Source organism: Ensifer adhaerens, from assembly GCF_000697965.2.
GTDB lineage: Bacteria > Pseudomonadota > Alphaproteobacteria > Rhizobiales > Rhizobiaceae > Ensifer > Ensifer adhaerens.
In genome coordinates this window covers 430362-445496 of sequence record NZ_CP015882.1, presented here as the reverse complement: position 1 = coordinate 445496, position 15135 = coordinate 430362, and the positions used below count along the sequence as shown (strand labels likewise).

Here is a 15135-nt window from a genome sequence, read left to right as displayed (position 1 = left end):
CTCACTCCACTCCCTGCGTTCCCCGCCAGCGGCGCACGATACCCGGATCGAGATCAAAGAGATCGAGCACGCGGCCGACGGTGTGGTCGACCATGTCTTCGATGCTCTGAGGTTTCGCGTAAAAGGCTGGGACAGGCGGATAGATGATGCCGCCCATCTCGGTCACATGCGCCATGTTACGGATATGGCCGAGATGAAGCGGCGTTTCTCTGAGCATCAGGACGAGGCGACGACGTTCTTTCAGCACCACGTCGGCCGCACGGGAAATGAGGTTGTCCGTCGTGCCCGTGGCGATCTCGGCCAGCGTCTTGACCGAACAGGGGGCGACGATCATGCCGAGCGTCTTGTAGGAGCCAGAGGAACAGACGGCGCCGATATCCTTGTTGGAATGGGTGGTCGTCGCCAACGCTTCGAGGTCCTGTCTGGAAAACGTCGCCTCGGCCGCAAGCGTGATGCAGGCCGCGCGCGACATGATCAGATGTGTCTCGATCTCGAGGTCACGCAGCAGTTCGAGGATGCGCTTGCCGTAGACCACGCCCGACGCGCCCGAAATGCCAACGATCATGCGTCTTGGATGCGTCATCGCCCTATCCCGCGCTTTTCAGGAGTGCTGCGGCGCGCGCGCAGGCCTCGTCGCTGATGCGGGCGCGCACGCCATGGAAATTCGGGCCGCGCGTCGCATCGAGCCCCATCCGCGAGGTCGTGCCGATGCCGCTGGCGGAGGGGTCGAGCGCATTGCCTGGCAGGCCTTCGATGATGACGACGTCCTTGTGCGGCTGGAAATGAGTGGCAAGCGCCCAGAGCACCTCACTGTCGCGGGTAATATCGACATCCGCGTCCACCACGACCACGGTCTTCAGGTACTGGTCCCAGCCAAGAAGGCCGAGCATGACCTGCCGCGCCTCCCCCTCACGCGTCTGGTTCATGGCGATGTAGGCGTGAAAATGCGTGCCCGACGAGGGGTAGTGTACCGCGGTGATCGAAGGAAATCGCGCCTTCAGCTTCTCCACCACCTCGGCCTCGCGCGGCACGCGGCCGAGATTGAGGTGTTCGGCCGAATTGCCGCCGGCCACGCTGACAAGGATGGCATTGCGCCGGCGCATGACGGTTTCGACGGTGAAAAGGTTGTTGGTCGAGCGGTCGGAGGAATAGCCTGTGAACTCGCCGAACGGCCCCTCCTCCACATGCGCCTCGGGATCCAGCACACCTTCGAGCACGATCTCGGCATGGGCGGGAACACGAATGCCGTGCTTTGGCGTCCGCACCACCTGAAGCGGCTCGCCCATCAGGCCGCCGGCAACATCGCGTTCGTCTTCACCGAAGGCAAGTCGGGCAGAGGCGGCGATCATGAAGAGCGGATGGCCGCCGATGACCATCGCGACCGGCATCGGCCTGCCCTTCTCCTTGGCCATGTTCATCAGCCGCCAGAGATGGCCACGCGAATGCAGCGAGGTGGCGAGCGAATTCTTCGAATGGATCATCGCGCGGTGGTAGCTGAGATTGCCGGCGCCGGTTTCGGGATGTTCGCCGATGATGATGCCGCTGGTGATGTATTTCGCCCGGTCCGTGTCGAAGTGCTTGAGCATCGGCAACGCGTTGAGATCGACGGCATCACCCGAGACGATCTCCTCCGTGATCGGACCTTCCTTCAGGACTTCCGGCGTGAACGGCCGGTTGGCGCGCGCCTGGTAGGCCTCGTGCAACCTGTCGGCGGTCGAACCGAGCAGACGGGCGATACGATCGCGTGAGGCAAAGATGTTGCAGAGGACCTCGCTGCCGGCGCCGCTGACATCCTTCAGGTGCAGCATGGGATGTCGCCCCCGCTCAGCCAGGTTCCAGATCAGCGCTGTCGCATCCTGATCGTCTAAGACCGGCTGGTCGATGGTGATGATATCTTCGGGGTGCTCCGCCCTGTAGTCGGCGAGGAAGCTGCGGACATCTTGCTTGTGGTACTGGGTCATATCTTTGCCTCGACGCGACCGGGGGGTGACGGCGCCCGGAATGGGCGCCGTCGTCTTTACTCAGGCAAATTCCTTGTGCTTGCCCGTGGCCCGGTCGACACCGGCATAGCTATCCTTCAGACGCGCCTGAGCGTCCCTCAGGTCGCGCGGCGGCGGCGACGGATCGATGCCGACGAGCTTGGCGATGTTGTTGCCGAGATAGCCTTCGAGATCGTCCTCGGAGAGGTTGATGCCGTGCGGCGGATCCTTGCAGAGCACTTCCAGTTCGCGCAGCCACATGCCCGGATCGTTCGGCGGGCTGTCCGTGCCGAAGACGATCTTGTTCTTCGGCAACTGCTGGGCGAACTCTACGATGCGCGACTGGAAGCACCAGCCGGACTCGCAATAGACGTTCGGGGTATCCATCGCCATCCAGAAAGATTCGAACGAATAGTTGCCGCCGGTCTGGATGCCGAAGTGACCGATGATGAAGTTCACCATCGGGAACTCGCGAATGATCGGATAAAACATCGTCGGGATGGTGTACGGGCCGTCGCCCGTGTGGATGAGCACGACGACGCCGAGTTCGGCACACTTCTTCATCGCCGGACGCAGCCAATCAAGCGCGCGGTCGGGACGATAACCGTGCATGTTGGCGTGCAGTTTCAACATCTTGAAACCGTATTCCTTGACGTGGAATTCCAGCTCCGCAGCGCCGTTTTCAGGTCCCCAGCGCGGGTTGTAGTTGAAGTTGCCGATGAAGCGGTCCGGGTACTTCTGGCAAAGCTCGGCGCAATAGGCCATGTAGTCGCGAATGCCGTCGCGACCCTTGCGGTTGCCGTCGCGGTAGCCGGTGTTGCCCGGCGGCGGCTGGATGAAGCCCATGTCGATCCGGCGCGGCTTGCCGTTGATCATGTAGGGGCCGTCCATCAGCTTCAGCATGCGCTCGCCGGTGAAGGGCTCGCCCGTGTGACGCCACGCCTCGTCGACGAGGTTGGTCGGGTGAAGATGGGTATCAATGATCATTGTTCACTCCGTTCAAATTTACGCGGCAAGGGCGACGCCGTGCTGGCGCAGATACGCCTCGGCTTCCTCGACGGTGGCCGGTGGCTTCGTCGCTTCCAGCCCGATCATCCGGGCGACGTTGTTGCCAAGGTAATCTTCGAGCGTATCCTCATCGAGGTTCAGGCCCTGCGGCGGCTCGTGGCAGAGAACCTCCAGGAGGTTGATCCACATGCCCGGTTCGTTCGGCGGCGTATCCGAGCCGAAGAGGATCTTGTGCTTGGGCAGAACCTTGGCGAATTCAACGATGCGCGACTGCAGGCACCAGCCGGATTCCACGTAGACACTCGGTGTGTCGAGTGCCATCTGCATCGGCTCAAACACGTAGACGCCGCCGGTCTGAACGCCGAAATGCGCCAGGATGAAGTTGACCTCCGGAAACTCGCGGATGATCGGATAGAACTCCGTCGGGATCGAGTACGGTCCGTCACCGGTATGCACCTTCACCATCAGGCCGAGATCCGCGCACTTCTTCAGTGCCGGTCGCAGCCAGTCGAGCGCACGGTCCGGGCGGTAGGCGTGCATGTTCGCCTGCAGCTGCACCATCTTGAAATCGAACTCCTTGGCGTAGCGTTCGATCTCTTCGGCGCCGTTCTGCGTGCCGTAGCGCGGGTTGTAGACGAAGCAGCCGAGGAAGCGGTCGGGGTGCTCGGTCACCATCTTTTCCGTGTAGGCCATGTACTGGCGGATGGCGGCCTTGCCCTCGAGATCCATCACCTCGTGGGTGTAGATGGTGTTGCCTTGCGGCGGCTGAATGAAGGCCTTGTCGATCCGGCGCGGCTTGCCGTTCACATAGTAGGGGCCATCCATCATCTTCAGCAGCTTGTCGCCGGTGAACGGCGGTCCGTCGTGTCGCCAAGCCAGGTCCACCAGATCGGTGGGATAGCAGCTCAGGTCAATAATCATAGGTTTCTCCTGTCGTAGAGGGTCCGGTCGATGCGGGGCCGCGCGATGAACGCCATGCCGGCCAAAGCCAGGCCTGGATCCGCGATCTCAGGAAATGCCGAAGACGGAGGGAACAGGCCGGCGCATAAGCTCCCAGGGCGGGGCAACCGGGTGTTCCTTTGGTGATCAGCATCGACATCGCAGCCTCATCTTCCAACAGACGGTGAGCAATTGTCGGTGCTTCTACTCGCCTTCAAAGGAACCACTTCGCGCGATTCTTGTCAACTCAAAAAATGAGCTAAACAATTGTTTTTAAAACGATTTTTGTCATTGAAAGCAGCAGCAACCGCCCGCGCTGGAGGGGCGCGGGCGGCTCAGACAGAAAGGCTTACGCAAGCGCCGTCCGGCGTGGAGATTCGCTGCTAAGGCACCAGGCATGCACGCAAGTTTCTGTCGATACTTTCGCGGTCGAGATTGCGGCCGATGAACACGAACTTCGACTTCCGTTTGTCTTCGCCCCAGGCGTGGTCCGGGCGGAAATCGACGAGCTTGTGCACGGCCTGAAGCACGAAGAAGCGGTCGTCTCCGGCAACGGAAACGATGCCCTTTGTGCGGAAAATGTCGTCGCCGTGCTCGCCGAGGTAGCCCTTGAGGAAACCTGCAAGCTTCTCGCCGTCGAAGGCTTCGGGATAGACGAAGGAGTGGGATTTCACAGTCGCGTCATGCTGGTGCGGCCGAAGGGGGGTCGCGTGCGCGCGTCCATGGTCATGATGATGGTGGTGCCCATGGTCGCAACACGGCTCCTTGCAATCATGGTGATGATGGTGCTCGGCATCGCGATCGTCATCCATGTCGATGTCGAGAATTTCCGCCCGCTCTCGCACATAGGACGGCCGGAAGCCCTTGACACCGAGAATGTTGGAGAGATCCACCTTGCCGTAGCTGGACCTCAGGATGGGTGCTGTCTGGTTCAGCCTGCGCAGAGATGTTTCCAGCGAACCGAGGGCATCCTCCCCGGCAAGGTCTATCTTGTTGACGAGGATGCGGTCGGCCGCGACGATCTGGTTGACCGCCTGGTTGTCGCTGCCGTCGAGCACCGGATCGTAGAGATGCTGGTCGATGTGCATTGCGTCCACCAGCGTGACGACGGCGTCGAGCTCCACCTCGTCGGCCACGCTACGGTCGACGAAGAAGGCGGTGGCGACCGGCGTCGGGTCGGCAAGACCCGAGGTCTCGACGATGATGTGATCGAACTTGTCCTTGTGGCTCAGGAGCTTCTTCATCACGTCGATCAGGTCGTTGCGCACGTCGACGAAGCAGCAGATGCAGCCGTTCTGCATCTGGAAGATTTCCTCGTCCGAGGCGAGCACGAGGTCGCTGTCGACGTCCACTTCGCCGTATTCGTTCTCGATCACCGCGATACGGTGACCGTGACGCTCGGTGAGAATGTAGTTGAGCAGTGTCGTCTTTCCTGATCCGAGGAAACCGGTGAGGATCGTGATCGGGAGTTTCTGCTGGCTCGCAGGTTCGATATGCATGTTCATGCGCCCTTCTCCCTCAAGGCTTTCAGGATGTCTTCCGGTGTGATCGGATAGTGGTGGAAGCGAACGCCGATGGCGTCGTGGATGGCATTGGCGATGGAAGGGCCGATGGCGATGATCGGATCTTCGCCCACACCCTTGGCGCCCCAGGGACCACCCGGGTCGGGCGCTGCCTCGAGGATGATCGTCTCGATGTCGGGCATGTCCATCGACAGCGGCATCTTGTAGTCGACCAGGCCCGCATTGAGTGAGCGCCCGGTCTTCTTGTCGATGACGTAGTCCTCGGTCAGCGTGTGGCCGATGCCCTGCTGGATGCCGCCCTCGATCTGGCCTTGCGCGGCGATCGGGTGGATGACGCGTCCAACGTCGTGCACAGGCACGACGCGCTTGACCTCGACGATGCCCGTTTCCGTGTCGACGTCCACCTCGGTGAAATGTGCGGCGAAGGAGTAGGATTTCGTCGGCTCGTAAGTGCCGTTGGCAACGATATTGGCGGCAGGAATGCCACGTGAAGGCCCCATGGCCTCCGACACCGTCATAGAGCGATCTGGCTCGGCGATGAGGAAGACCTTGCCTTCGGAAAGGTCGATCTCGTCGGGCGAGACCTGAAGTTTCATCGCTGCCCTGGCGAGCACGGCAGCGCGGACCTTGCCGGCCGCCATCTTGGCGGCCGTGCCGACCAGGTAGGTCGTGTGGCTGGCAAAGGCCCCGATGTCCCATGGAACCACGTCCGTGTCGCCATGGATGACGCCGACGTCCTCGAAGCGGACCCCGAGCTCTTCGGCAACGATCTGCGCCAGCGCCGTATGGGCTCCGGTGCCAAGTCCGGCAGCGCCAGTTAGCAGCGTCACCGTTCCGTCCTCGTTGACCTTCACCGTGGCATTGCCCTGTTCCTTGATGCCGGGATAGGCAGACGAGCCGTGCATCTCGCAGCCGATGCCCCACCCTTTGCGGATGTGCGGGCGCTTCGGATCTGGAGCCCGGTCGCGGTTCCAAAGCGCCTTCCAGTCGAGCACGTCGATGCCGTGCTTGAGGCAGATTTCAAGCCCGTGACCGAGGATCGGATGGCCGGATGGCGCGATGTCGCCGGCGCCCACCACGTTCTTCAGCTTCAGTTCGGCCGGATCCATGCCGAGCCGTTCGGCCGCTTCATCCATCTGGATGTCGAGCGCATAGTAGCTCTGCACCACGCCGTAGCCGCGGAAGGCGCCGTTGATCGGGGTGTTGGTGTAGACGCACCGCCCCTCCAGCCGCACGTTCTCGCAGCGATAGAGCGAGGTAGCGGCGGTGGTTCCAACGATGGTCACGCCCGGGCCATGGGACCCGTAGGCGCCGGAATCGTAGACCAGCTTCATGTCGCGGGCGACGAGCGTGCCGTCGTTCTTGAAGCCCTGCTTCAGCCAGATCCGGCAAGGGTGACGGGAACGACCGGCCACGAATGTCTCGTGGCGGGTGAACTCCATTTTCACCGGCCGGCGGGTTTCCTTCGCCAAAAGCGCACAGAGAAACTCGTGCTGGAACAGGTCCTGCTTGGCCCCAAAGCCGCCACCCATATGGTCGACGAGCACGCGCACCTTGGTGAGCGGCAGGCCGAGCACTTCTGCAAGGATGCCACGCACCATGAAAGAGGTCTGGGTCGAGGTCCAGAAGGTCAGCTTGTTGGAACCGTCCCAGTCGGCGATGCAGACGTTCGGCTCCATATAGGCCGGGTGCGGCCGCCCGCCGGCAAACGTGCCCTCGAGAACGAAGTCCGCCTCGGCAAAACCCTTATCGATGTCGCCGCGGTTGACGCGCACCGGGTCGAGCACAAGATTGCCGCCCGGCCCAACGTCGTGGATCAGTGGTGCGCCTGGCTGCGCGGCGTCCTCCGGCTCGAAGACGGCCGGCAAAGGTTCGTATTCCACCTCGATCAGGTCGAGCGCCTCGTCGGCGATCTCTTCGCTGATGGCAGCGACGGCGGCGACGCCCTCGCCCCAGAACCGCACCTTGTCGTCGAGAATGTACTGGTCCTTGGTGCAGGAGGCCGAGCGTGGATGCGGCGACCCATAGTGCAGCACGCGTGGCACGGTCTCGTGGGTCAGCACAGCCTTGACGCCCGGATAGGCGAGCGCCTTGCTGACGTCGATCGACTTGATGCGCGCATGGGCGATCGCCGCGCGCTTGATCTTGCCGTGCAGCATTCCGGGCAGCTTGATATCGCCGGTATACTGCGCCTCGCCCGTGACCTTTTCGAGCACGTCGTCGCGCTTGACGCTCTTGCCGACGATCTTGAACTCGCGCTGTTCAATGGGGGTGGTCATGTTCATGGTCTTGCAGCCTCCATCTCGCGCGCGGCCGATTTGATCGCGTCGAATATCTTGGTGTATCCCGTGCAACGGCAGATGTTGCCGGAGAGCCCGAAGCGGATGTCCTCGTCAGTCGGGTGCGGATTGTCGTCGATGAGCTTCTTCGCCATCATCAGGATGCCGGGCGTGCAGAAGCCGCATTGCGAGGCGCCGTGCCGCATGAAGGCATCCTGCAGCGGATGCAGTCGATCGACACCCGGCTGGAGCCCTTCGACCGTCTCGACCGCACGGCCTTCGGCTTCCACGGCAAGCATCAGGCAGGCGTTGACCGGCTCGCCATCGACGAGCACGGTGCAGGCGCCGCAGTCGCCGACATCGCAGCCCTTCTTGGTGCCGGTGAGGCCGACCTCGTCGCGCAGCGCATCGAGCAGGGAGCAGCAGCCATCGACGGCCATCTCGCGCGCCTCGCCATTCACGGTGAATTCGACCATCCGTTTCATGCGAAAGTCTCCAATGCCTGTTTGATGGCGCGACCGGTCAGGACGCCGACCATGTCGCGGCGGTAGTCTGCGCTGGCGCGCACGTTGCTGATCGGCGTGCATTCCTCCATCGCCCTGTCGGCAGCACTCCTGACCGTCTCAGCATCGAGCCTCGTGCCACGCAGCATGGCTTCGGCTTGCGGCGCGCGCAGCACAGTGGCGCCGACCGCACCGAGCGCGATGCGGATGTCGCTGCAGACGCCATCGTCCATCGCCAGGCTGACGGCGACGCCGACGGTGGACAGCTCCATCGCCTTTCGACGGCCGTGCTTGAGATAGGCCTTGCCGGTATTGTCACCCGCCGGCGGCACGGTGATGCCGGTAACGATTTCGCCCTTGGCGAGAACGGTCCTGCCGGGACCGGTGAAGAACTCGCAGATCGGCACCACACGCATGTTGGTGCGGCTGTAGATGTGCACGAAGGCGCCGTCCGCCACCAAGGGCGGAATGGTATCGGCCGACGGTGAGGCGCGACAGATATTGCCAACGACGGTCGCGCGGTTGCGCACCTGGATGGAGCCGAGCGAGGCGAGTGCTGAACGCAGGTTCGGATATCGCTGGCGCACCAGCGACAGGTTCTCCAGCCGTCCGACGGTCACCAGCGCACCGAAGGTCAGTCCGCGCGTCTCGTCATAGGTGATGTCGGACAAACCAGGGATCTGCTTGATGTCGACGACGTTGCGCACGCGGCGCAGCCGTTCGCGGATCTCGACCAAAAGGTCCGTGCCTCCGTTGAACAGGAATGTGTCGTCGCCGAGCTCGGTGAGAAGACGGGAGGCATGCTCCAGCGTTTCCGCCCGATGATAGTCGAAGCGTCTCATGGAATCCTCTTGGGGTTGGGGCTCCGGCGGCGCGCGGCCGCCGGACTAATGGTGTTGTTCTCTAGGCAGGGTCGGCAGCCGGCGCTCCGTCCACGAGTTCGGCCTCCTCCGGCTCTTTCGCCGGAACGCCGTTGAAGAGAATGTTGAGCAGTGCCGCCGCAAAGGTGCCGACGAGCACGCCGCTGTGCAGGAACTTCTCGATCGCCGCCGGCAGCTGATCGAAGATGTTTTCGGCAACGACCGGCACCATGGCGAGGCCGACGCTGACGGCGACGATGTAGAGATTGCGGCGATTGGCCACGAAATCCACCTTCGACAGGATCTTCACCCCCGTCGCCGACACCATGCCAAACATCACGATTGCCGCACCGCCGACGACATAGCTCGGGATCGATGCGCTGACGAAGGCAACCTTCGGCAGCGAGCCGAGCAGGATCAGGATGGCGCCGCCCGCTGCCACCACGAAGCGGCTGAGCACGCCGGTGATCTGCAGCAGTCCGACGTTCTGCGCATAGGTCGTATAGGTGAAGGTGTTGAGCAGGCCGCCGATAATGTTACCGACACCGTCGGTTCTCAAACCCCGGGTCAGTTCTGCCTCGGTGATCTTGCGTCCGGCCATGTCGCCGACAGCCAGGAACTGGCCGGTCGATTCGATCATCATGACGGTCATGACCGCACAGAGCGACAGGATCGACCAGAACTCGAAGATCGGCCATCCGAAGGCGAGCGGGTGAATGATGCGCACCCAGTCGGCCTCGGCAACGCCGTGGAAATCCACCTTGCCGGCAGCGATCGCGACCACGAAGCCGATCCCGATCCCGATCAGGACCGCAAGATTGGCCATGAAGCCCTTGAGAACGCGGGTGAGAAGCAGGATCGACATGAGCACGATGGCAGCCACGGCGAGCGCGAACGGCGCGCCGTAGGCCGGGTTCGGGATCATGCCGTCCGGACCCTTGATCATCGGCTGGCCGCCTGCCGCCCAGTTTACCCCGACGCGCATCAGCGAAAGGCCGATCACCAGCATCACCGTGCCGGTGACAACAGGCGGGAAGAACCGTACCCAGCGGCCGAAGAACGGCGCGACCAGGATCGTGAACACCCCGGAGCCGATGACCGCGCCGATGACGCCCGGCATGCCGAGATCGGGATTGGTGCCCGTCGCGATAATCGAGGGTACGGCGGTGAACGAAATCCCCATCATGATCGGCAGGCGAATGCCGATGTTCCAGATGCCGAGCGCCTGGATGAGGGTGACGATGCCACAACAGAAGAGATCCGCGCTGACGAGCATCGCAATCTGTTCCTTGGGCAATTGAAGTGCGCTGCCGACAATGAGCGGCACGGCGACCGCTCCGGCATACATGACGAGAACATGCTGTAGGCCAAGGGCCATCAAACTTGGGATCGGGTAGGTTTTTTCGACAGGATCAGTCGTATCGGATTTATGCATTCGCTTTCCTCCCAGCGAACAGCTTCCGGCGCGGTGGGAGGGCAACTTCGGCCTCATGATGTGGTCACCGCACGCCGTACAAAGCGGATCATGCGGCTGGCCAAATCAGCAAACAATCGGCACAATCATATTTATTCATATAGTAATTGAATGAATGGACCGGCATGGACATCACGCTGAAACAGCTTCGAGCCTTCGTCACCGTAGCCAATCTGGGGCAGTTCACCCTCGCCGCCGACAGGCTCGGCTCCTCGCAGTCGGCGGTGAGCACGCTGGTTCGGCAGCTGGAGCAGAATTTGAAGCTGCGTCTCTTCGACAGGCATACGCGTCTTCTACGGCTTACGCAGGCCGGCATGGACATCTTGCCGGTTGCCGCACGTGCCGTCGCCGACATCGATGGCATGGTGGAGAGCTCGCGCGAGTTGAATGCGCTGAGACGTGGCAAGGTCTCGATTGCAGCGGGCACCGTGCAGGCGGCTTTGATGCTGCCGCAGCTCGTCAACGCCTTCACCCGGCTCTACCCCGATATTACCGTCGCTCTCCATGACGTGGCGGAGATCGCCGTCCTGGAACAGGTGACCAACAGCTCGGTCGACCTCGGGATCGGAACCGTGCCGGAGGACGATACCGAATTGATGGGTACCCGGCTGACGACCGACGAATTCCTCATCGTCCTTCACCCGGACGACCCGCTGGTCAGGCTGCGTGAAATTCGTTGGACCGACCTGGTTGACCGCAAGCTGATCGGTCCGCACCGCGGCAATCCGATCAGGGACCGCCTCGAAAACGAGCTGGCACGCAACGGTATCGTGCTGCCCTTCGACAAGGCGATGCAGGAGGTGGCCTTGCCGCTGACGATTATCGGCATGGTCGAAGGCGGGCTCGGCGTCGCGATCATGACATCGGCGGTCACACGGCTTGCGACCTCCATGGGCCTCGTCGTGCGCACGCCGACCGAGCCGCACATCAAGCGCGAAGTCAGCCTGATCCAGAAACGCACGCGCTCCCTCTCTCCGGCCGCCCGGCGGTTTCGCGACTTCCTGCTGAAATCCGTGCACTGACGTTTCCATGGAAAGACGTCTTGTATTCAGACGCGACCTTGCGTTTGACCACGCGCATTTTCCGGCGTTATCTGGGCGCGCTGCTGGACCGCGGAACGGCGGGCAGGCAGGGCGCAGCCTTCGCTGCGCGCGGCGGGCTTTCGGCCGGCCGCCGCTCCCAGCTCAAGCCAAACCAGGAGCAACTCATGGCGCATTCCCTGAAAAGCAGCACCGAAGCGGCACGGTCGAACCGGCCCAACCTTTCCACAGATGCCATCCGCAGCACCAAGGAAGATCTGGCGGCCTGCTTCCGCATGGCGGCGCGCAACGGCTTCGAAGAGGGCATCTGCAACCATTTTTCGGCTGTCGTACCCGGCCATGACGATCTCTTCATCGTCAATCCCTACGGCTATGCCTTTCGCGAGCTGACGGCATCAAAGCTGCTGGTGTGCGATTTCAAGGGCACCGTCATCGACGGTGACGGTGAGCCGGAGGCAACCGCTTTTTACATCCATGCCGAAATCCACCGCCGGCTGCCGCGCGCAAAAGTCGCCTTCCACACGCACATGCCCTATGCGACCGCCTTATCCATGACCGAGGGCGCCCCCTTGATTTGGGCCGGCCAGACTGCGCTGAAATTCTACGGACGCACCGCTGTCGACGAAAACTACAACGGCCTTGCCCTCGACCATCGGGAAGGCGCTCGCATTGCTGCTGCAGCGGGCGACGCCGATATCGTCTTCCTGAAACACCACGGCGTGCTGGTCCTGGCGCCGACAATCGCCGATGCCTGGGACGATCTCTACTATCTGGAACGGGCGGCCGAAGTGCAGGTGCTTGCGATGTCCACCGGACGGGAAGTCCTGCCCGTCGCCCCACAGATCGCTGAGGCCGCTTACCGGCAGATGCGCGAGGGTGACCCGGAGTCGGCACGGGCCCATCTTGCCGCCATCCGCCGGCAACTCGACGCCGAGGAACCGCAATACAGGCACTGAATGCGAACCAGGGCCGATGCCAAAAGCGATCGCATCGGCCCGTTCCAGATTGCCGGTCAACCAGTTGATCAGGCGTCTCTTTCCATGACGTTGGCCATGCTCGAACGGTGCCTGGCGATCGGCAATTAATACGATCCATTTATCAAATAATTGAAATAATGAATTTGTTTGAATTAAAAGCGCGTGCTTAGTTTCCCGCCATAACAACAAGGTGGGGACGACATGGTACGTGAAAATCCAGCTGCGTTGCTCGCAAGACTGATCCCCGGTCAGTCCTTTGCCCTCACGGGCGGTACCGTCATAAACGATGACGGCTCGCAGTCGGCAAGTGACATTATCGTCGGCGCCGACGGGCGCATCACGGTCGTCGAGCCCTTTCTCGACACCGGTTCGTGCGGCGCCTGCATAGACATTTCCGGCATGCTCGTTTCGCCGGGCTTCGTCGACGCGCACCAGCATCTCGACAAGACGGGGGTGCTGCGGTTTACGCCAAATCCCTCCGGCACGCTCCAGGGCGCCCGCGAAGCCTTTGCGAAATACGCCCGCACCGCCGGCCCCGACGACATTCACAAGCGCGCGACGCGCACAATCGGGCGATGTCTTTCGCGCGGCACGACCGCGATCCGCAGCCACATCAACGTCGACAAGGATGCCGGTTTCCATGGCATCGAGACGCTGGCCGCCATTCGCGATGCCGAAAAGCACCGCATCACGCTTCAGCTCGTCGCCTTCATGACGCCGCATCCAGGCCAAGACTTCGAGTGGCTCGGCAACAACATCGACGGCGCCGTTGCGCTCGCCGATGCCGTCGGCGGAACGCCCGCCGTTTCCGAGGACCCGCCGCGCTACCTCGACATCCTGTTTTCGGCCGCTGTGAAATCCGGCAAGCCTATCGACCTGCACCTCGACGAACACCTCAATGCCGGCGTGCATCTCATCGACGCCGCACTCGAACGCGTCGAGCGCTTCGGCATGCAGGGGCGCACCGTCTTCAGCCACGTCTCGGTGTTGAGCGCCTTGCCGCGCCGGGAGTTCCAGCGGATAGCAGAGCGCCTGGACAAACTGAATGTCGGCGTGGTGACACTGCCGGCCGCAAATCTCTATCTACAGGGCCGCGATTACGAGATGCTGCCGCCGCGCGGGTTGACGCGTGTCGCCGAACTCCATCGCGCCGGCATCACCATCGCCACCGCCTCGGACAATATCCAGGATCCGTTCGTTCCGACCGGCTCGGGCGACATGCTGGAAATCGCCCGCTGGACACTGCTTGCAGGCCATCTGCGCGGGGACGAGCTCTCAGCCGCGCACAGCATGATCACGACGGCCCCTGCCCGACTGATGGGGCTTGGCAAGGACTACGGTTTCAGACCCGGCGCGCGCGCCGACTTCGTCATTACCGACTGCATCGATACCGACACGCTGATTGCCGGCGGGCCGGATCGGGCTTTCGTCTTTTCGAACGGGCGCCTGGTCTCGCAGAGCACTACTGAAAACATCCGCCTGAAGGAGAACGCATAAAAGGGAACGGCTGCTCCGGGGGGATTGGGACTGCAATCTAATGGGAGGAATGAAATGATAACTGAAATTTCACGTCGTTTGCTGCTTGCGTCCACTCTCGGAATGGCCCTGACCGGAATACTCTGGCAGGACCTCGCGCACGCCGAAGACTTCAAGATGGGCCTTCTCGTGCCCGGCAGTGTTTCCGAAGAAGGATGGAACCGGATCGGCTACAACGCGCTCAAGGGCGTTGAGCAACAGCTTGGCGCCAAGATCAGCTATGTCGAGCTGCAGCAGAACCCGGCCTCCTTCGAAAAGGCGTTTCGAGATTATGCGAGCCAGGGCTACAAGGTCATCCTTGGCCACGGTTTTGAGTTCCAGGACGCCGCGCGCGATGTCGCGCTCGATTATCCGGACACCTATTTCCTGATCTCGTCGAGCGCGATCCACGAAGGCAACGTTATCGGGCTCAATACCGATACCAGCCAGCCCTTTTACCTGATGGGTGTGATCGCTGCGAAAATGGGCGGTAAGGCCGGCCTTGTCGGCGGCATGGAAATCCCGCCGATCCAGCAGGCATTCGCCGGCTTCAAGAACGGCGCAAAAAGCATCAATCCGGACTTCCCGATCAGCGAAGCCTATATCGGCAACTTCACCGATACGACCGCCGCCAAGGAAGCGGCGCTCAGCATGATCTCGCAAGGCGCTGACTTCGTCGTACCGAACGCTTCCGGCGCCACCGTCGGCGGCTACCAGGCGATTGCCGAATCCGGCCCGGACGTGCGCTCCTTCTCGATCTTCAGCGACTTTACCGAGGTTGCGCCTAACAACATTCTCGGGCTCTACGTCGCCGACTATGCTCAAGGCGTGGTCGAAGTGGTTCGCGCGATCAAGGAAGGCCACCCGCCCACGGAGAACGTGGTTTTCGGCCTGAAGGACCCGAAGGTCATCTCGTTTACCTTCCGCGACGACGGCCCGGTCTCCGTGCCGGAGGATATCCGCGCCGAGGTCAAGGCAATCAGCGCCAAGATCGCCGCCGGCGAGATCAAGACCGGCGCAGAATAGCTGCCTCCATGC

13 protein-coding genes are annotated in these 15135 nt (G+C 62.2%); 4 read left to right on the top strand and 9 right to left on the bottom strand.

Annotation, left to right across the window (positions count from 1 at the left end; translation table 11 throughout):
• Position 1: 1 nt before the first annotated feature.
• The 9 genes from FA04_RS29730 to FA04_RS29690 all read right to left on the bottom strand — a co-directional run bounded on the left by FA04_RS29730 (position 2) and on the right by FA04_RS29690 (position 10526).
• On the bottom strand, positions 2–583 hold the full coding sequence (locus FA04_RS29730; protein WP_034791753.1) for a UbiX family flavin prenyltransferase: 582 nt from the start codon (positions 581–583) through the stop codon (positions 2–4).
• Between the two features lie 4 nt (positions 584–587).
• Positions 588–1961 (bottom strand): UbiD family decarboxylase, encoded by a 1374-nt coding sequence (locus FA04_RS29725; protein WP_034791751.1) that lies wholly within the window; start codon positions 1959–1961, stop codon positions 588–590.
• Between the two features lie 60 nt (positions 1962–2021).
• Entirely contained in the window at positions 2022–2966 is a 945-nt protein-coding gene (locus FA04_RS29720) for an amidohydrolase family protein (RefSeq protein WP_034791749.1), read from the bottom strand.
• 18 nt (positions 2967–2984) lie between these two features.
• Positions 2985–3908 carry an amidohydrolase family protein gene (locus FA04_RS29715; RefSeq protein ID WP_034791747.1) on the bottom strand — a complete coding sequence of 308 codons (924 nt, stop codon included), beginning with the start codon at positions 3906–3908 and terminating at the stop codon, positions 2985–2987.
• Positions 3909–4309: 401 nt separating this feature from the next.
• Complete coding sequence (locus FA04_RS29710) at positions 4310–5425, bottom strand: CobW family GTP-binding protein (protein ID WP_034791889.1); 1116 nt, start codon at positions 5423–5425, stop codon at positions 4310–4312.
• Between the two features lie 2 nt (positions 5426–5427).
• A complete protein-coding gene (locus tag FA04_RS29705) occupies positions 5428–7734 on the bottom strand; it encodes a xanthine dehydrogenase family protein molybdopterin-binding subunit (protein WP_034791745.1) in 2307 nt (768 codons plus the stop codon).
• Positions 7731–8213, bottom strand: coding sequence for a (2Fe-2S)-binding protein (locus FA04_RS29700; protein WP_034791743.1), 483 nt, complete (start codon positions 8211–8213; stop codon positions 7731–7733). The genes FA04_RS29705 and FA04_RS29700 overlap by 4 nt, the downstream gene beginning before the upstream one ends.
• On the bottom strand, positions 8210–9073 hold the full coding sequence (locus FA04_RS29695) for an FAD binding domain-containing protein (RefSeq protein WP_034791741.1): 864 nt from the start codon (positions 9071–9073) through the stop codon (positions 8210–8212). The genes FA04_RS29700 and FA04_RS29695 overlap by 4 nt, the downstream gene beginning before the upstream one ends.
• Positions 9074–9134: 61 nt before the next feature.
• Positions 9135–10526, bottom strand: coding sequence for a nucleobase:cation symporter-2 family protein (locus FA04_RS29690; RefSeq protein WP_034791739.1), 1392 nt, complete (start codon positions 10524–10526; stop codon positions 9135–9137).
• A 164-nt stretch (positions 10527–10690) separates the two neighbouring features.
• Between FA04_RS29690 and FA04_RS29685 the strand changes: the two genes are divergently transcribed.
• The 4 genes from FA04_RS29685 (at position 10691) to FA04_RS29670 (ending at position 15123) form a co-directional block, all read left to right on the top strand.
• Positions 10691–11587, top strand: coding sequence for a LysR family transcriptional regulator (locus FA04_RS29685; RefSeq protein ID WP_034791737.1), 897 nt, complete (start codon positions 10691–10693; stop codon positions 11585–11587).
• 185 nt (positions 11588–11772) lie between these two features.
• Positions 11773–12561 (top strand): aldolase, encoded by a 789-nt coding sequence (locus FA04_RS29680; RefSeq protein WP_034791888.1) that lies wholly within the window; start codon positions 11773–11775, stop codon positions 12559–12561.
• 222 nt (positions 12562–12783) lie between these two features.
• The gene (locus tag FA04_RS29675) at positions 12784–14079 is read left to right on the top strand and encodes an amidohydrolase family protein (RefSeq protein ID WP_034791735.1); all 1296 of its coding nucleotides are present in this window, start codon (positions 12784–12786) and stop codon (positions 14077–14079) included.
• A gap of 54 nt (positions 14080–14133) precedes the next feature.
• Positions 14134–15123, top strand: coding sequence for a BMP family protein (locus FA04_RS29670; RefSeq protein ID WP_162250988.1), 990 nt, complete (start codon positions 14134–14136; stop codon positions 15121–15123).
• The last annotated feature ends 12 nt before the right edge of the window (positions 15124–15135 follow it).